This window comes from Rhodococcus sp. AC861 (assembly GCF_979256035.1).
The window spans coordinates 957992-975707 of record NZ_CEEDMW010000001.1 but is presented as its reverse complement, the minus strand read 5'-3'; the positions used below and the strand labels follow the sequence as shown (position 1 = coordinate 975707).

The 17716-nt window shown below is 66.4% G+C and carries 20 protein-coding genes; 12 read left to right on the top strand and 8 right to left on the bottom strand.

The features are described from left to right. Together AC0IX4_RS04675 and AC0IX4_RS04670 are read right to left on the bottom strand one after the other, a co-directional pair. The gene (locus tag AC0IX4_RS04675; protein WP_471828209.1) at nt 1-573 is read right to left on the bottom strand and encodes a hypothetical protein; all 573 of its coding nucleotides are present in this window, start codon (nt 571-573) and stop codon (nt 1-3) included. Further along, complete coding sequence (locus tag AC0IX4_RS04670) at nt 570-1058, bottom strand: hypothetical protein (protein WP_471828208.1); 489 nt, start codon at nt 1056-1058, stop codon at nt 570-572. Before AC0IX4_RS04670 ends, AC0IX4_RS04675 begins: the two co-directional genes overlap by 4 nt. A gap of 185 nt (nt 1059-1243) precedes the next feature. Between AC0IX4_RS04670 and AC0IX4_RS04665 the strand changes: the two genes are divergently transcribed. From AC0IX4_RS04665 to AC0IX4_RS04640, 6 genes are read left to right on the top strand one after another with little or no spacing between them, the layout of a single operon-like run. Then, nucleotides 1244-2401: an alpha/beta hydrolase family protein gene (locus tag AC0IX4_RS04665; protein ID WP_197074731.1), complete on the top strand. Its 1158-nt coding sequence runs from the start codon at nt 1244-1246 to the stop codon at nt 2399-2401. Continuing rightward, nucleotides 2398-3642, top strand: a complete 1245-nt coding sequence (locus AC0IX4_RS04660) for an oxygenase MpaB family protein (RefSeq protein ID WP_042574400.1) — start codon at nt 2398-2400, stop codon at nt 3640-3642. Before AC0IX4_RS04665 ends, AC0IX4_RS04660 begins: the two co-directional genes overlap by 4 nt. Beyond that, nucleotides 3639-4952, top strand: coding sequence for a homogentisate 1,2-dioxygenase (gene hmgA, locus AC0IX4_RS04655; protein ID WP_471828207.1), 1314 nt, complete (start codon nt 3639-3641; stop codon nt 4950-4952). Before AC0IX4_RS04660 ends, hmgA begins: the two co-directional genes overlap by 4 nt. Further along, nucleotides 4949-6430: an aldehyde dehydrogenase family protein gene (locus tag AC0IX4_RS04650; RefSeq protein ID WP_471828206.1), complete on the top strand. Its 1482-nt coding sequence runs from the start codon at nt 4949-4951 to the stop codon at nt 6428-6430. The genes hmgA and AC0IX4_RS04650 overlap by 4 nt, the downstream gene beginning before the upstream one ends. Then, nucleotides 6427-7497, top strand: coding sequence for a lipocalin-like domain-containing protein (locus AC0IX4_RS04645; RefSeq protein WP_471828204.1), 1071 nt, complete (start codon nt 6427-6429; stop codon nt 7495-7497). The genes AC0IX4_RS04650 and AC0IX4_RS04645 overlap by 4 nt, the downstream gene beginning before the upstream one ends. Nucleotides 7498-7522: 25 nt before the next feature. Further along, nucleotides 7523-8299, top strand: coding sequence for a hypothetical protein (locus AC0IX4_RS04640; RefSeq protein ID WP_471828203.1), 777 nt, complete (start codon nt 7523-7525; stop codon nt 8297-8299). A 24-nt stretch (nt 8300-8323) separates the two neighbouring features. Here the strand turns inward: AC0IX4_RS04640 and AC0IX4_RS04635 are convergent, their stop codons facing one another. Together AC0IX4_RS04635 and AC0IX4_RS04630 are read right to left on the bottom strand one after the other, a co-directional pair. Then, nucleotides 8324-8716 (bottom strand): hypothetical protein, encoded by a 393-nt coding sequence (locus AC0IX4_RS04635; RefSeq protein ID WP_056070741.1) that lies wholly within the window; start codon nt 8714-8716, stop codon nt 8324-8326. Nucleotides 8717-8810: 94 nt separating this feature from the next. Continuing rightward, the gene (locus AC0IX4_RS04630) at nt 8811-10118 is read right to left on the bottom strand and encodes an NtaA/DmoA family FMN-dependent monooxygenase (RefSeq protein WP_471828202.1); all 1308 of its coding nucleotides are present in this window, start codon (nt 10116-10118) and stop codon (nt 8811-8813) included. Between the two features lie 137 nt (nt 10119-10255). Between AC0IX4_RS04630 and AC0IX4_RS04625 the strand changes: the two genes are divergently transcribed. Both AC0IX4_RS04625 and AC0IX4_RS04620 read left to right on the top strand, forming a co-directional pair. After that, complete coding sequence (locus AC0IX4_RS04625; protein ID WP_056072750.1) at nt 10256-10879, top strand: TetR/AcrR family transcriptional regulator; 624 nt, start codon at nt 10256-10258, stop codon at nt 10877-10879. Nucleotides 10880-10935: 56 nt separating this feature from the next. Continuing rightward, complete coding sequence (locus AC0IX4_RS04620; protein ID WP_471828201.1) at nt 10936-11643, top strand: NADPH-dependent F420 reductase; 708 nt, start codon at nt 10936-10938, stop codon at nt 11641-11643. A 65-nt stretch (nt 11644-11708) separates the two neighbouring features. Here AC0IX4_RS04620 and AC0IX4_RS04615 read toward each other — a convergent pair whose 3' ends face one another. Beyond that, nucleotides 11709-12392, bottom strand: coding sequence for a GntR family transcriptional regulator (locus tag AC0IX4_RS04615; RefSeq protein WP_471828200.1), 684 nt, complete (start codon nt 12390-12392; stop codon nt 11709-11711). A gap of 96 nt (nt 12393-12488) precedes the next feature. Between AC0IX4_RS04615 and AC0IX4_RS04610 the strand changes: the two genes are divergently transcribed. The 4 genes from AC0IX4_RS04610 (at nt 12489) to AC0IX4_RS04595 (ending at nt 15959) form a co-directional block, all read left to right on the top strand. After that, nucleotides 12489-13652 (top strand): mandelate racemase/muconate lactonizing enzyme family protein, encoded by a 1164-nt coding sequence (locus AC0IX4_RS04610; RefSeq protein ID WP_471828199.1) that lies wholly within the window; start codon nt 12489-12491, stop codon nt 13650-13652. A 218-nt stretch (nt 13653-13870) separates the two neighbouring features. Then, nucleotides 13871-14296: a PaaI family thioesterase gene (locus AC0IX4_RS04605; RefSeq protein ID WP_471828198.1), complete on the top strand. Its 426-nt coding sequence runs from the start codon at nt 13871-13873 to the stop codon at nt 14294-14296. A gap of 3 nt (nt 14297-14299) precedes the next feature. Further along, complete coding sequence (locus tag AC0IX4_RS04600) at nt 14300-14815, top strand: winged helix-turn-helix transcriptional regulator (protein ID WP_471828197.1); 516 nt, start codon at nt 14300-14302, stop codon at nt 14813-14815. 118 nt (nt 14816-14933) lie between these two features. Next, nucleotides 14934-15959: a YncE family protein gene (locus AC0IX4_RS04595; RefSeq protein WP_471828196.1), complete on the top strand. Its 1026-nt coding sequence runs from the start codon at nt 14934-14936 to the stop codon at nt 15957-15959. 24 nt (nt 15960-15983) lie between these two features. Here the strand turns inward: AC0IX4_RS04595 and AC0IX4_RS04590 are convergent, their stop codons facing one another. Genes AC0IX4_RS04590 through AC0IX4_RS04580 form a run of 3 tightly spaced genes read right to left on the bottom strand, consistent with a single transcriptional unit; the run spans nt 15984 to nt 17715 of the window. Then, nucleotides 15984-16358: a GtrA family protein gene (locus AC0IX4_RS04590; protein WP_471828195.1), complete on the bottom strand. Its 375-nt coding sequence runs from the start codon at nt 16356-16358 to the stop codon at nt 15984-15986. Nucleotides 16359-16381: 23 nt separating this feature from the next. Continuing rightward, nucleotides 16382-17062: a TIGR04282 family arsenosugar biosynthesis glycosyltransferase gene (locus AC0IX4_RS04585; RefSeq protein WP_471828194.1), complete on the bottom strand. Its 681-nt coding sequence runs from the start codon at nt 17060-17062 to the stop codon at nt 16382-16384. Continuing rightward, a complete protein-coding gene (locus tag AC0IX4_RS04580; RefSeq protein ID WP_471828193.1) occupies nt 17059-17715 on the bottom strand; it encodes a glycosyltransferase family 2 protein in 657 nt (218 codons plus the stop codon). The genes AC0IX4_RS04585 and AC0IX4_RS04580 overlap by 4 nt, the downstream gene beginning before the upstream one ends. Between the last annotated feature and the right edge of the window lies 1 nt (nt 17716).

Sequence of the window (17716 nt, the reverse complement as noted above, 5' to 3'; positions counted from 1 at the left end):
CTACCGCACAGGATCCAGCGCGGAGACGAGCCAGCGGCCGTCCACCTGCGCCATCTCCACGCGGAGGCTGGTCGAGGTGGCACGCGGATCGGGAGAGTTTGCCGCAGTGACAGTCTGGTTGACGAACAGCAGCGCGACGGCCTCGGCGTCGTCCATCGAGACGAGCGCGGCACCCGACACGACCGCGCTCGAGGTGAGTCCGCGTTCGATCGCTCCCGGAACGACGGACTGCTCGGCGAAACCGGAATAGTAGGTGAGGAAATCGCCGGTGAGGCGTGCCTTCGCGCCGTCGACGTCGGACTGCACGCTGTCGGCTCGGTAGGACAGGACGGCGACGGTCCCCTCCGTCGCCGCCCGGACGACGTCCGACTCGACGGCATCGGATACCGCCCGATCCGGGACCGTCAGTTCGATCCCGACCGGGACAGCAACCAGCGCAACGATTCCGACGACGATCGAGATCTGCGCACCCCTCCGGCGCAGGCCCCGTCGTCGATCGGTCGCCGCGCCGTCGTCGACCGCATCCTCAGGTTCCGTGTCGGCGTCCAGAGTGACCGCCACGTCGTCGCTCACGGCACGAACTGCACGTCGGACAACGCGAGGCGGTCACCGTCGCGTGCGACCGAGACGCGCAGGCGCCAGACACGCGGCTCGTCCGTGGCTCCCGAGGCATTGGTGACCGTCGATGTCGCCGCCACGAGCACCTGCGCGTCGGAATCGGTCATCGACTCGATTCCCGCCTCGCTCACCGATCCGGTGGCAGTGACGTCCGCATCCCGGACGACGGACACGAAATCCGCAGCGCGCTGGGAGAACTCGTCGCGGAAGCGACCGGTGGACGCCGACGTCACCCGCTCGACGTCCGCATCGACCGTGTCTGCGGAGATGGTCGTGAGGTCGAGGACGCCCTGCCGTGCGACCTGCAGGTACTGCTGCTCGAGCGTGGTGCGCTCGCGAGCCTCCTGAGATCGCGTCCACGTCGTGGCCGAGACCGTGACCGAGGTGGCCACCGCGGCGACAGCGAGTACACCGACGATCACCCGCGTTCGTGTGCGCACAGCCACTCCTGTCCCGGGCCACTTCCAGCGCGGCCCTCAGGTCCGACCGTACTACAGAGTACGGATGCTGTTTCCGAAACAGCGGAACAGATTTCGTTGTCCGAAACGCTTTCTCCATACCCGGTAGTACGGTACGTTCGCTCCACACGAACAACCGGATTTCACCGATCGAAAGCAGGGGGCAGGTGCCGGAGACAGTCGACGAGTTCCAGCGAATACCGTACGAACCGGCGCGGGACGGGCGCGTGGAGATGCATTCCGGACTCTCCCGGCACTACCCGACGTTGCATGCGAATCTGGTGTCGCCCATCGGCAGGCCTGATCGACGCGTCGGCATCCTGATGGCGCACCCGTCGAGCGACTTCCTGTCGCACTTCCTGCTCCGCGGATTCGCGGCCGCCGGCATCCCCACGATGGGTCTCAACACCCGCTACTCCTCCAACGAGCCGGCACTGATCATGGAACGCGCGGCTCTGGACGTGGGCGCCGGTGTGCGGTGGATGAAGGACGAGCTCGGGTTCGAGAAGGTCGTTCTCCTCGGATTCAGCGGCGGCGGTTCGCTGTCCGCGTTCTACCAGTCGCAGGCCGAGACTCCGACGATCACGACGACTCCCGCCGGAGACCCTGTCGATCTCGCGTCGGCGGAGCTCGTTCCCGCGGATGCCCTCATGCTTGTCGGAGCGCACTCCGGACGCGCCCGCGTCCTGCGCCACTGGATCGACGGAGCAGTCGTGGACGAGTCCGACCCGTCCTCGGTCGCCCCCGACCTCGACCTCTACGCACCTGGACGTACGACGCCACTCGACCGCACGTGGGTCGAGGAGTACCGGGCGGCGCAGCTCGCCCGCATGCGCCGAATCGACACGTGGGCACTGGGCGAACTCGACGATCTCACGCGGCGCGGGGCGTCGGACCGGGCCTTCGTCGTCCACCGCACCGTCGCGGATCCACGCTTCGTCGACATCACGCTGGACCCGAGCGATCGGGTTCCGGGCAGCATGTACGGAGACCCGTTCGCGGCCAATTCCGCTGCCGGCGGACTCGCGCGCTTCGTCTCGGTCCGCAGCTGGCTCAGCACGTGGAGCCTCGACCACACGAACGCGGATGCCGTGCGCAACCTGACCGACGTGACAGTTCCTACCCTCGTCATGCCTCTGCTCGGTGACCAAGCGGCCTTCGCCGACGATGCGCGTGCGATGGCCGCAGCTCGCGGCGGCGCGACGGTCGTCGAGATGCCCCACCTGAACCACTACCTGGTCGATCAACCCGACGGAGTCGACCGAGTCACCACCGCAGCGCTGGCCTGGCTGACGGACGCCCTGTCGGAGAGGACATCGAGATGACCAGCGCCACCCGCACTCCTACCGCCTTTACCTACTGGGAGAACCGGCAGAGTCCCGGTATCCAGCGCGCTGAAGCGTTGTTCGAGCGAGTGTTCCGGTCGTCACCGTTCCCCAGCGATGACGTCGCGAGGGAGTTCTGCGAGAGTCTGTTCCTCGGCGACACAGTGGCCGAGAACTTCGTCGACGAGGTGTACGCGGCAGACCCGACGGGAACACGCGCCCTCCTCGACCGTGCACTCGCTCACGGGATCGATTCTCTTCCCGACGTTCCCGAGAGCATGCGCGTCCTGTTCGACGAGTTCGAGACCGAACCGGACTGGCTCGACACCGATCTGGTGGAACGCGGGGCCGCGGTGTGGCGACGGTGGGGCACGATGCTGTTCACCGTTGCCGGCGGCATCACCCTCGAGATGTACACCGAGGCTGCCGTCGCCACCCCGCTCTCACTGGCAGGCGGGTACGCCGGCGACAACGCGATGCGCCGATTCCTCGAGACCTGCAAGTTCTGGATCGACACCTCCGAGCCGGGTGCCCTGTCCCGCATAGGGTCCGAAGGCCGAGCCACCGCGATGAAGGTCCGCGTCATGCACGTCGCCGTACGTCGCAAGGTCGACGGACACCCGGAGTGGGATCGCGAGAAGTGGGGCTACCCCATCAGCCAGGGCTACCAGATGCTGACTCTCCTCGGCGGCAGCACCGTCCCTGCTTTGGCTCTGCGGCTGGTGGGTCTGCAGACCACCGCCGACGAGATCCGGGCGTTGCTCCATTTCCAGAAGTACATGGGTCACCTGCTGGGTGTCGACGTGTCGAACTTCCCCACCACCATCGCCGACTCACTCCGCATGACGGCGATGGTGTCGGCCGCCCGCAGTTACGACGCCGGACCACACGGCAAGGAACTCATCGAGTCCTTCCCCGCAGGCTTCGCACCGCGCCCCGAGCAGCGAGGCCTCGCGCGTCTCCGCGCGCGGTACAACTACGGCATTCACGGCGCTTACACCGCTCTCTTCATGAGTCCGGTGACACGGTCGGACTACACGATGCCTCGGGCGTTCCCGTGGATTCTGATCATCCTCCTGCGCTTCCCTCTCCTGACAGCGATCGAGCTCTCCCGACGATTCCTACCCGGAGTGGCGCCCGTCGTCGAGAAGGTCGCTGTGGCACAACGACTCCGGTGGTACCGGGACCAGATGGACGGCCGCGAGGCCGAATTCGACGCGAACGGAGCACTGCGACGATGACCGAGTATCTATCCGGCTTCGGCAACCAACACCAGTCCGAAGCCCTCGACGGTGCACTCCCCCGAGGTCAGAACTCGCCGCAGCGAGCGCCCCACGGTCTCTACGCGGAACAACTGTCCGCGACGGCGTTCACCGAGCCGCGAGAGGTCAACCGTCGCACCTGGACGTACCGGATCCGCCCCAGTGCAGCGCACCGGCCGTATCACCTCATCGACCACCCAACGCTCCGATCCGCGCCGCTGAGTGACGGAGTTCTCGACGTGAACCGGCTTCGGTGGAATCCCGTGGCCCGACCCTTCGAGACGGCCGACTTTCTCGACGGCCTCACGACCATCGCTGCCAACGGTGATGCGCTGCAGCGTGACGGCATCGCGATCCACCTGTACCACGCGACACGATCGATGACCGACCGCTACGTCGCAGACCTGGACGGAGAGTTGCTGATCGTTCCCCAGTCCGGCCGTCTACGGATACACACCGAGGTCGGAATCGTCGACGTCGCTCCCGGCGAGATCGCCGTCGTCGGACGGGCCATCACGTTCCGAGTCGTGCTGCTCGACGACGATGCCGCGGGCTATGTGTGCGAGAACTACGGGTCCTACTTCACGCTCCCCGAACTCGGACCCATCGGCGCGAACGGTCTCGCCCACGCGCGGGACTTCCACTACACCGTCGCAGCGTTCGAGGACGACGACCGACCCGTCGAGAAGATCCAGAAGTTCGGCGGCCGACTCTTCTCGACAGAGCTGGACCACTCGCCTCTCGACGTGGTGGCCTGGCACGGCAATCACGGTGTGTACAAGTACGACACTGCCGACTTCAACGTCATGGGAACACTCGGGTGGGACCACCCCGACCCGTCGATCTTCACGCTTCTGACGTCGCCCTCCGAACGGCCGGGACAGGCGAATGTGGATCTCGCCATCTTCCCGCCCCGGTGGAACGTCGCCGAGCACACGTTCCGGCCCCCGCACTTCCATCGCAACGTCATGACCGAGTTCATGGGACTGGTCCGGGGGCAACACGATTCCAAGGCAGAAGGCTTCCTGCCCGGGGGTGCAAGTCTGCACAACATGTGGGGTGCGCACGGACCGGACCAGGAGACTTTCGACCTCGCCACCGCGGCCGACCTGGCACCGCAGAAGCTCGAAGGATCGTTGCCGTTCATGTTCGAGACACGGCTCCCCCTGCTCGTCACCCCACTCGCCCACGACGCACCGCATCGCCAGCCGGATTACGACTCCTCGTGGGCCGGACTGCAGCGCCATCTCACGTCTCCCCTCACTCCCAGCAACCCGGAGCAGCCATGACCGCGAGCACCACCACCCGTCCCTCTGTCGCCCTACCCGATCCGCTGCTGCGTATCGGCGGCGCCTCGCAGGCTGCCTCCGATGGGCAGACCTACGACAGCATCGATCCGACCACGGGTGCTCTCGTCACCTCCGTCGCTGCCGGCGCCGAGGCCGACGTCGACCGGGCCGTCCGCGCTGCACGTGCGCAGTTCCACGGTGACTGGTCGCGCGTCAGCGGCCCGGAACGTACGAGGATCCTTCTCACGATCGCGGATCTGATCGATCGCGACTGCGAGACCCTCGCCGCACTCGAAGCAGTCGAGATGGGCAAGTTGTTCCGCGACTCCGTGAACGGCGACATCCCGGCCGCTGCCGCGGTGTTCCGGCACTTCGCTGGGTGGGCGGACAAGATCTCCGGAACCACCGTCATGCTGCCGGACTTCGGACCGCAACGTCGGTTCGGCTACACCGTCCGGCAGCCTCTCGGTGTCGTCGCCGCGATCACGCCGTGGAACAACCCGCTGTTGATCGCCGCGTGGAAGCTGGCACCCGCACTCGCCGCAGGAAACGCGGTGGTCATCAAGCCCGCGGAGGACGCGTCCTTGTCCACACTGCATCTCGCGGATCTGTGTGCCGAAGCCGGCCTACCGCCGGGTGTGCTCAACGTGGTCACCGGTCTGGGCGTCACCGCCGGTGCGGCTCTGGCCGGCCATCCCGGTGTGGACAAGGTGTCCTTCACCGGCAGTCCCCGTGTCGGCCGGCAGATTCAGTCGCTCGCCGGCACCACGTTCCGCAAGATCGTCCTCGAACTCGGCGGGAAGGCACCGCAACTGATCTTCGAGGACGCTGACCTCGACGCGGCGATGCCGTGGATCGCGATGGGCAACTTCTATCACCAGGGCCAGGTGTGTGCCGCGGGCACGCGCGTTCTCGCACACGAGTCCGTCGTCGATCGTGTCGTCGAGGGGCTGGTTGCTGCGGCCGACGCGGCCGTGATCGGAGACCCGTTCGACGACACCAGCACGATGGGCACCATCGTCAACGAACGTCAGCTCGATCGCATCATGGGATACATCGACTCCGGTGTCGCCGAGGGTGCAGAACTGGTGACCGGGGGGCGCCGACTGGACGGCCCGGGACAGTTCGTGCAGCCCACCGTCTTCCGCGGACACAACGACCTCACCATCGCCAGGGAGGAGATCTTCGGTCCCGTCGCCACCGTCATCAGCTTCTCGTCCACCGAGGAGGCCGTCGCGATCGCCAACGACACGCAATACGGCCTCAACGCGATGGTGTACTCGCAGAACATCTCCCGAGTGCACTCCGTCGTCGAGCAACTTCGCGTGGGCACCGTGTGGGTGAACGGGTGGGGTGTGCCGGACCCGGCTCTGCCGTGGGGCGGACGCGGCGCGAGCGGGGTCGGCCGCGAACTCGGTCGCACCGGACTCGACGGAGACACCGAAGAGAAGACCGTCCACATCGGATTCTCCGCATGAGCGCGCCGGAGATCGTCGAGACCTGGAACGGCCCCGGCCGACGCGACGCACGACTGACCGACGTCCACCCGCGCCACAACGCGGCCCATCCTGTGCCGGGTAGCCGATCCGGCTTCGAGCACTGGTACTTCGACGCACATCTCGACGACGGTCACACCATCATCGGATTCCTCAACCTGCGCCGGCCGGAAGAGCCTGCGCTGGTGGCGAAACCGAGCGTGGAGATCTTGATCTACGCACCCGACGGCTCACGGCGGCAGATTTTCGTCCGTCACTCCAAGAAGGACACCACCGCGTCGATCGCCGCCTGCGACGTCGTCGTGGGGCCGAACCACGCATGGGCGGAGTTCCCTGCGGACGGGCTTCCCATCCATCATCTCTACCTTTCCGAGGAGGACGTCACTTTCGATCTCCGCTTCCACAACGAACTTCCGAGCTGGATGCCCGGAGAGGGAGAGACGTTGTTCGGAGGCACCGACGTCTTCGGCTGGGTCGTCGCCGCGCCGCGTGCGCGCGTCGAGGGATCCATCACCATCGGCGGACGAACCACTGCCGTCACCGGGCGCGGCTACGCGGACCACAACTGGGGCGCGGGCGACATGAAGCGCGTCATCGACCGCTGGCACTGGGGCCGACTGTACGACGACGATTACTCGCTGCTCTACGCCTTGGTCAAGACCCAGGCTCGGCTCGGCGCCCACGAGAGTCGCCCACTGATGTTGGCGTACAGGGACGAGATCATACTGAGCTCCGGCGAGGCGGACGTCACCGAGGGACCGATGGTGTTCAACGAGATCGCCAACCGGTCGTACCCCGCGTGGCTCCGCATCGAGGTACCGGGACAGGTGTCCCTCCTGCTGACCGTCCAGAACGTCGTGCACGCCCACGACCTGCTGGACGACGTTCCCGTCGCCGGCCATCGCATGTTCCGACCGTTGCTCTACAGCCTCGTCGGACACCCCGGGTACTTTCGCTTCGACTCGACTTTCGAGCTGACCGTCGTGCGCGACGGGGTGACCGAGACCCGCACGGGGCGAACGCTGCACGAACTCGTCGCCTTGAACTGACCGTTCACGCCACAGGAAGATGTCGATGCACACACATTCGAAGGACTTGCGGCTTAAGGCCGTCTCGTTCACCGCGGCACTCGTGTTCGCCCTTGCTTCGGCGGTCGCCCCGTCCGCGTCCGCCACACCGAACGATGTTCTCGGCAGCTTCCAGCTTCGAGACTGCGTCGAGGTGTCCGCCATCGTCTCGGTGCCACCCGAGCGCGCAGCCGCAGCACTGCCGGACGGCTATACCTCCTCGTCCTTCATCGGATTGCCCGGTGGCCCCGGCATTCCGGGTAACTCGTCACTCCTGATGGGTGTCGAGACCTGCCAGAGCGGGACCATCGACGGCGTCCCCGTCGACGGTCCCGTCACCTTCGGTGAGCGTGTGCTCTCCGTCGACCGCAAGGATGCTCGGCCGGGGTACCACTTCTACGCCGTGGAGCAGGTGACCGACAATCAGCAGATCCACGATCTGATGCGTTCGGCCGGGTTCGATATCACGTTGGTGCCGGGAGTCGGCGCGACTGCCGACGCAGTCGGCGGAGTCTCGGAGGGCGGCTCCGTACGGATCGTGGACGAGGCGCCCGTTCCACGACTGCCGTCGCCTCTCGGTCAGGTCAGCATCTGGAAGGACACCGAGAACAGCAGAAGTGCTCTTCGCTTGACGGTCGATCGGCCGACGGCGCAGGCCGGAATCGGGCACGTGACCGCCGAACCGAATTCACCCATCGCGTCCCTGATGGGCACCGAGACGACAACGGGAATCGGAGCGATCAACAGGTTCGACTTCGATGCTCAGGTGGAGATGGTGCGCTGACCGTCGGATCACGTGGTTCGGCCGTCACCGATCCAGGTGCATCTCGGCCAGGGCGCCGGCGATGGCGAAGCCCCCGGCGATGATGCATCCGGCTGTCCGCGTCCTGGTCGGCAAGTCAGCGGTGCAGGCGAATGCAGCGGTGTCCCACATGTCGACGACCACCCCTGCGCGCAGCAGTGTCCGCACAACGGCCGGTGCGTGACGAGTTGCCGCGTACAGCCCGCCGCCGATGTAGATCTCACGGACACCGAATGTTCGGGCCGCTGCGCGGGTCGTGGCGAGCGAAGCGTCGGGGCCGGCGAGCAGCTCGTTCGCACGAGTCGGCGCGATCATGTGGGCGATACCGATCGCCGCACGGGCGAGCCCGACGGCCGCGGGAAGGTCTCGCGAAAGCCCGCGCGGCGATGTTCGAAGCATGATGATCCTCAGGTTGCGGACTATTTGACGATATCGTCACCTATGACGGCATCCGCAGTCAAGGAGCGGGTTCACACAAAACGATGCCGCCGGGTCACCTCGTCCCGTACAGCGCGGGGACGTCGAGGTGGTCGCGCAGGGTCGTCCCCTCGTACTCCCGGTGGAACAGACCGCGGTCCTGCAGGATCGGGACGACTCCGTCGACGAACGCATCGATCCCTCCGTCGTAGACGTCCGGGGAGACCCAGAAGCCGTCGACTGCTCCTGCCTCGAACCATTCCTGCATGTGATCGGCGGCGTCGGAGGCCGGACCGACGATGACAGGGTGGTAGTCGATGACCCCGTGGGCGAGCACGTCTCGGACGGTCCAGCCCTCACGTGCGATGGCCAGGGCGTGACCCGATCGGGGGTCGCCCGGCGACGGACGGGCCGCGGACAATTGCTGGGCCGACAGTGGTTCGTCGAGGTGCGTGTGGTCGAGGCGCAGTCCCAGCATGCGTCCGAGGTAGGACACGCGCGGGGGAAAAGTCCGCCCGCTGAGCAGGATTCGACGATCGAGCGCATCCCTCCGCGTGTCGGCGAGGGAGGTCATCAGACCGGCGACATAGCGAATCGCATCGGGGTCGCGCCCGGCGCGCTCGGCCGCACGTCGGAACGCATCGCGCTGCCCACGTGCGTCCTCGATGGTGAATGCGGCACCGATGACGGCGTCGGCGAAACGACCGGCGAGCTCGAGAGAATTCGCGCTTCCGCCGGCATGGAAGATGACCGGTTGTCCCTGCTCCGACGGTGGAATGTACAGCGGACCGCGGGAGGCCACATGGGCACCACCGAGGTTGATCGGAGCGATCTGTTCGGCATCCGCGAAGCGGCCGGTCTCCTGGTCGTGCACCCAGGCGGATTCTCCCCAGCTGCCCCAGAGCGACTGCACCAGCTGCACCGTCTCGTGTGCTCGTGCGTAGCGCTCGGGCCCGGAGGGCAACGACCTGCCGTAGTTGGCCGCGACATCCTCGCCGCTCGAGGTAACGGCGTTCCACCCCGTCCTACCGTGGCTCAGAACGTCGAGCGCCTTGAACTGCCTGGCGAGGGTGAACGGTTCGGTGAAGGTGGTGGAGCCGGTGGCCACCAGGCCGATCCGGGTCGTCTCGCGCGCGACAGCAGCCACTGTGATCATGACGTCGAGGTTGAAATTCGGCGGCTCGTTCTCGATGTCGCCGACGTGGGTGGGCCCGTCGGGCAAAAACAGGAACTGCATCTTTCCTCTCTCGGCCGTCTGCGCGTGCCGCACTTTCGCGTCGTAGCTCGCATAGCTGGTGGGGTCGACTCCGGGTGCCCGCCAGGAGCCGGGCAGGTTGCCGTACCCGTTGCCCAGATGCATGCCGATGATCATCTGTTCGGACATCGTGTCTTCTTTCCGTGGCAGAGCGTGGTCGCGATCGAGAGACAACCGGCTGTCGACACCGTCGACAAGAGGAGGTAGTCTCCACTTCAGCAAGATATGGAGACACTCCCCGCTTTGTCAACAGAGAGGTGACCGACGTGGCCGATGACGCGATCAGCAAGGTTCGCGCCCCGCGAGCCGATGCACGCCGCAACAGGGACCACATCCTCGGCGTCGCCGAACAGTTCTTCTCCGAACACGGAGTCGGCGGTTCCCTCGACGCGATCGCGAAGCAGGCCGGCGTCGGCGCGGGGACGCTGTACCGCCACTTCCCCAGTCGCGAAGCACTTCTCGCCGCACTGCTCACCGCGCGAGACGACGCACTGGTCTCCCGACGCGACGAGCTGCGCACCCGATCGACGACTGCGGCCGACGCCCTCGACGGGTGGCTCGAGGCACTGACCGAGTGGGCGAGCGCGTTCGACGGGCTCCCCGAACCACTGCGGGCCGCGACGACGACGGACCAGTCCCCACTCGCCACGACGTGTCAGGGATTCATCACCACGACCGAAGAATTCCTCGAAGCCGCACAGCGCGAAGGCAGTGCACGCTCCGACGTCCGAGCACGCGACCTGTTCCTCGCCGGCCTCGCCACGAGTTGGGTCCGAGGTGCGGCGATGGCCGACCGCGACTCCGCCGCGGCACTGGCCACCCTCACCCGCAGAGGGTGGGAGACCACCTCGCACACCCGCGACACGACCGGCGAACCCGCCCAGAAGTGACCGACGACTTTACGTTTCACGACCGTGAGACGACATCGACAGAAGGAGACAGCACCATGACACGCTTGGGAATCATCGGCAGTGGATCGATCGGATCCGCGGTGGCCCGACTCGCCGTCGCCGCGGGCCACGAGGTCGTGATCGCGAACTCGCGAGGACCGGAGTCCCTGACGGACCTGATCGCAGAGTTGGGACCCGGCGCTCGGGCAGGCACGGTCCGCGACGCCGCAGAGTTCGGTGACATCCCCCTGCTGTCCGTGCCGCTCGGGGCGTACGGGAACCTCCCGGTCGATGCTTTCGCCGGAAAGACCGTCATCTCCACCGGCAACTACTACCCGCACCGCGACGGACGCATCGCGCAACTCGACTCCCTCGACAACACCACCGCCGAGTACGAACAGGCACTGCTACCCGACACCGTGATCGTCAAGGCGTTCAACAACATCCTCTTCCATCACATCCCGAACCTGGCCCACTCCACACCCCGGACAGCCCTGCCGATCGCCGGAGACGACGCCGATGCCAAGGCGCGCGTGGCGGCCATCGTGAACGCACTCGGCTTCGACACCGTCGACGCCGGAACCCTCGCCGAATCCTGGAGCTTCGAACCCGAATCCGGCGCGTACACCCCGATCTACGCTGCAGATCAAGCCGCATTCGCCGCCGACTACCTCGCCGACCCCGGAGCGCCGGTACCGGCCGACCGTCTCCGCGAGCTGCTCGCCGCCTCCCACCGACCTGACGTCGCCGCGCGACAGTTCTGACGGCGACCAGGCGCCGGCCCCTGAAGGCTCGGCCTGACCTGTGCGGGGAGCGGCTGACCACCGGGTCAGAAAGGGGTGACCTCGTCACCCTCGAGCGCCTCGATCGCTGCGGCGGTGAGGCTGTTCTGGATGTGCGTGCGGGTCAGCTCCCCCGCCGCGCGACCGTCACCCGAGACGACGAGTTCCAGGATCTGGAAGTGCTCCTCGTGATCGATGGTGCGGGGTTCGGCGCCGGGCGGTAACTCCAGGCCCACCCGGCGGTACCGATCGGACTTGTCCCACAGGTCCTCGAGCAGATGAATGAGAACGTCGTTGTGGGACGCGAGGTACAAGGTCCGGTGGAAGTCACGGTGCGCGATCAGACCTTCTTCACCCCACCTCTGCGTCACCGGAACCAGTCGAGAGGCCGCGGCCCGCATCTCGAAGATGTCGCGTTCGGTGCGCCGCTCTGCCGCCAGTTCCAAGGCGGTCGGGTCGAGAGACAGACGCACCTCGAACAGCTGGCGTGCCTCGGTGGCCGACATCGATGCGATGCGCACGTTCTTGTGGCTGTCGAGTTCGATCAGACCTTCACTGCTCAGTCGCCGCACCGCCTCTCGTAACGGGGTGATGCTCATCTGCAGACGATCGGCGAGTTCGTACTGCGCCAGACGGGATCCCGCGGGAAGTGTTCCCAGCAGGATCCAGCTACGCAGTTGGGCGTAGGCCACGTCTCCCTTACTGGAGAAGACATTCTGCGCAACGGCCACGGTGGTCCGCCTCTCGTCACGGGTTGTGTTCTCGGTCGTGATGAGTATAGCGTTCGAATATCTTATAAGACTTACAAGATGCAAGAAGGGGTCCAGATGAAAATCACCGCTGTCCACGAGGGCACAGTTCCGATCAGCTCGTCGATCCGCAATGCCTGGATCGACTTCAGCAAGATGGACTGCTCCATCGTCGCGATCGTGAGCGACGTGGTGCGCGACGGCGAGCCCGTCGTCGGATACGGCTTCAACTCCAACGGCCGCTACAGCGCCGGCGAGATCCTGCGCCGCCGCATCATTCCGCGCCTGCTCGACGCGTCACCGGACGCGCTGCTCGATGCGGAAGGAGAACTCGATCCCACCATCGCGTGGGACGTCATGATGAGCAACGAGAAGCCGGGCGGCCACGGTGAGCGGTCGGTCGCCGTCGGTGTCGTGGACATGGCCCTGTTCGACCTCGCCTCGAAGATTGCCGAGAAGCCGCTCTACCGTTGGCTTTCCGACAAGCACGGCGATGGCGTGCCCGACGACTCCGTCTTCGTCTACGCGGCCGGCGGGTACTACGCCCCCGGGAAGACCCTCGCCGATCTCCAGGACGAGATGCGCGGGTTCCTGGACATGGGGTACCACGTGGTCAAGATGAAGATCGGCGGTGCCGACCTCGCCGAGGACCTGCGCCGCATCGACGCCGTGCTCGAGGTCCTCGACGGTGACGGGTCACGCCTCGCCGTCGACGTCAACGGTCGATTCGACCTGGCGACCGCCCTCGAATACGGCGCGGCGATCGAGCCGTACGGACTCTTCTGGTACGAGGAGGTCGGGGATCCACTCGATTACCGACTCAATGCTGTTCTGTCCGAGCATTACTCGGGTCGTATCGCCACCGGCGAGAACTTGTTCTCACTCCAGGACGCTCGTAATCTCGTGCGCTACGCCGGCATGCGACCGGACCGCGACATCATCCAGGTCGACCCGGCGCTGAGCTACGGCCTCACCGAGTATCTGCGCATCCAGACGATGCTGAAGGACCACGGCTGGTCGTCACGTCAGTGCATCCCGCACGGCGGGCACCAGTTCTCGCTGCACATCGCCGCCGCATTGAAGCTGGGCGGCAACGAGTCCTACCCCGGCGAGTTCCAGCCCACCGGTGGATTCGCCGACGGGGCGGTCGTCGAACGCAGTCAGGTGGGACTTACCGAGAGCCCCGGAATCGGGTTCGAGGAGAAGGCCGCGTTCTACGCGGTGCTGCGCGAACTGCACTGATCTCCCGGATCCGCAGACCGCAATCATGGGCACCGACGAACACCATGGTCGGTTACTTGCATCATGCTAGTAACCACCATAGTGTCGGCACCACACGCCGGCGACGGCCCGATTCGAGCACCTATGGGAGCGCTATGCACAGCGACACCGACGAGCTTCGGCGGTCCGAAACCTTCACCTGGGCAGACCCGGGTCCGGTTCTGGCCCGGGCCGCAAGCATGAGCGGACTCGATGTGATGCAGGCGTTGGTCGACGGCGAACTGCCTCCCCCACCGATCGCCGCCCTGATGAAGTTCACCGCCATCCGAGCCGAGGTCGGCACGGTGGTGTTCGAATGCACACCGTCACAGGCGCATTACAACCCGATCGGCACGGTCCACGGCGGACTCGCGTGCACCCTCCTCGACACGATCGTCGGGTGCGCAGCCCAGACGACGTTGCCCGCCGGCACCGGCTACACCTCGATCGACATCAACGTCAGCTACCTCCGCAACATCCTGGACACCAGTGGCCCGTTGACCGCGACAGGACGGGTGACCAAGACAGGGTCGCGGGTGATCTTCGCCGAAGGGTCCGTCGTCGACAACCAGGGCAGACTCGTAGCGACGGCCACCAGCTCGCTGCTCGTCATCTCACCGCGATAACCGATGCAGCGCAGCAGCTTCGACAGCATGGGATGCCCCATCGCCGACACCCTCGAGCAGGTCGGCGAATGGTGGACACTGCTGATCCTCCGCGACGCTCTCGACGGTTTCACCCGCTTCGACGAGTTCGAGCGCAACCTCGGTATTGCGCCGAACATGCTCACCAGGCGTCTGAAGTCTCTGGTCGAGGCGGGTCTGCTCGAACGTCGGCAGTACCAGGACCGTCCACCACGTTCCGAATACGTGCCGACCCGCCGAGGACGTGAACTCACTCCCGTCATCGTCGCGCTGTACGCGTGGGGGAACAAGCATGTCGACCCCGACGATCGAGGGATGCTCCTTGTGGACGACGCGGGCGAGGAGATCGACCCTGTGTTCGTCGATCGTCGAACGGGCCGCACGCTGGGCGACAGCAACGCTCGGTTCGTCGCCGGCCCCGCGGCATCCGAATCGCTCGCGCGGCGACTCGATCCCGACCTCCGAGCCGAGCGGCGCACACGGCAGCCTTCTACCCGCTGAGGAGCGCTCGATACGATTCGCTGCGCCTGATCGAGCCCACTCGCGCAGATCGGGCCGGCCTCCCGGGTATGTTCGAAGGAACGCTCCACGCCGCACTAAGGAAGCTCGGTGGCACAACGTGAAACGACTCGTCGTCGCTCTGTCGGTACTCGCTCTTCTCGCCGGCTGTTCCACCGAGGAACCTGCACCCGCGCCCACACAGACCCCTGCTGCCGAACCGGCCCGGGCACCCGAAGCACAGGATCCGATCGGCACCGTCGTCCCGCTTCCGGGAGCACCCGAGGGAATCGTCGTCACGGCGTCCGGCATCGCCGTCGCCGCAGTGCGTGAACCCGACGGCCTGAGGCTGCTCGACGCGGCGACCGGGGTGGAGCGGCAGTTCGTGCCGACGGTCGGCGCCCCGCGGCACCTCTCTCTGGCCGGCCCGGATGGACCTGTACTCGCGCCACTCGAGTCCAGTGACGAACTGCTCCTGGTCGATCCGGCGAACGGCGCGACGCTCTCCACCACTCGAGGCGTCGGACGGCAACCGCACGATGCCGTGGTGACCGCCGACGGCACGACCGTCGTGACCAACGAGATGGGCGGCGGAGTCGTCTTCGTCCGCAACGGTGTCGTGACAGCATCTCTCCCCGCCGGCCCCGTACAACCGGGCGGAGTTGCCGCTGTGGGCGATTACGCAGCTGTCGCCGATGTGCAGGGCAACGGGATCTGGATCTACAGCGGGCCGGACCAGAAGCTCGTCGCGCAGGGACCGTTGGGGACCAAACTGACGCATGCGACATCGCTCGGCCCCGACCTTGCTGCCTTCGCCGACACCGACGGTGGCGCGGTCTACCTCGAGCGCATCACCCCGGACATCAGCGAGGTCGCTCGCATCGACGCACCCGGTAATCCGTACGGGCTCGCCTACGACGCCGATCGGAAGCTACTTCTGATCACGCTGACCGAGAGCAACATCCTTCGGGTGGTCGATGTCGCCGACCCGGCGTCGCCGCGGATCGTGGCCGACTTGCCGACGGTTCGTCAGGCCAATTCCGTTGCCGTGGATCCGCGCTCGGGAAACGTCCTGGTGACGGGCAGCGATCCCGGCGCGGACTCGAGCCTGCAGATCATTCCTGCCGACAGTGTCGACGCGTCGTGACACGTGCCTGTGCGACGTTCACGATCAGTGTTCGGTGAACACTCGGCGCAGCCCTAGGAAGCGCACCACCGTGGCCACGAGGTTCGCGGCAACGAGGACGGACACCTCCACTGCTCTCGACGCATCAGGTACCCACCTGTGGAGGAGCACCAACGACCCGCTGGTCACCGCCAGCCCGAGGGCGAAGACGACCAGTCCTTGCACGTACTGGCGAACGATTGCATCGGTACCGCGAATACCGAAGGTGAATCGGCGGTTGATCGCGGTGTTCGCGAGCGCAGAGACCAGGAGCGCCAGCACATTCGCAGCCTGGGACGACATGACGACCCGGAACACGAGAAACAACAGAACGTACGCGACGGCGCTCGCAGCCCCGACGAGGTAAAAGCGGAACAGCACACTCCGGGTTCCGGATGTCGTAGTCAGAGCATCTCTCCCGTCGGCCTCGAAACGGGGAGCGCAGCCACGCATCGGGCGAACTCACTGTCCGGGTGGCACTGTCGTGCGATCGGGTCGAGATCGACGAGCTCGTCCGCGTCACGCAGAGTCGGTGCTGCATCGACGACGAGTCCGCGGCGCTGCAACGCATCCCGAGTGTCGTCCCCGGTGCGGTCAGTGGACATCTCCACTGCTCGCAGGGCCTGCGCATCGGATGCGTCGTGCAGTCCGAGCACCCACCACCCTCCGTCCTCGGCACGGCCCAGGATCGCCGACGACGGTGCCAGAGCCTCACCGACGTCGGTGAGCATCGCGGGGTCGACCTGCGGTGTGTCCATGCCTATCTGCACGACGGGACCGGATCCGGCGGCGTCGTGATGCGCGTGGATCAGGCGTTCCGCAAATCCGTCCCCGCGTTGGTCGATGACCAGAAAATCTGCCAGTGACTTTCGGATCTCGTCGCTGCGCATCGCCTCGGCCAGGTCGCCGGTCATCGCGACCACCCTCCGGGCAAAAGGAGCCTGCCTCGCCGCGGCGAGCGTGTCGAGCAGCGCCGCGGCCGCCACCGACGCGGCGTCCTCGGCGGTCATGGCGGCCATCAGTCGAGTCTTGGCGAAACCGGGTACCGGCGCTTTCGCGATGACGAGCAGCGTCGCATCGATCATGGAATCACCTTCGCAAAATCCCAGACGGCCACCACTGTGCCGCGAACCGACCCCGACACCTTCGACACTCCCCCGGTCCGCGGGCGGTACGAGATGTCGTGCTCGACCACCGTCCACCCTGCCCGAGCGGCGAGAACCAGCAGTTGCAGCGGGTAACCGGAGCGTCGGTCCGGGACGTCGAGCGAGAGCAGATCCTCGCGGCGCGCCACCCGAAGAGCGCCGATGTCGTGGACATCGATCTTCAGCCGTCTGCGCAGACGCCAGGCAATAGCCTTGTTGCCGAGGCGGGCGTGCCACGGCGAGCCACTGCGGTGCACCGGGCGGCGCCGACCGACGACGAGTTGGGCGGAGTCCAGCGCTGCGACGAGCCCGGGCAGTTCGCGCGGGTCCATCGATCCGTCGCCGTCCATGACAGCCACGACGGTCGTTCGAGCAGCGGTGATTCCGGCGTGCACGGCTGAGCCGTATCCGGGTATCGCCTCGACGACCACCTCGGCCCCGTGCGCGCGGGCCACCTCCGCGGTGCCGTCGGTGGAGCCGTTGTCGACGACCAGGCAGTGATAGCCGTCGGGCACGGCGTCGAGAACATCGGGGAGAGACTGCGCCTCGTTGCGGCACGGGAGTACGACGGTGACATCGGAAGGATCGATCATC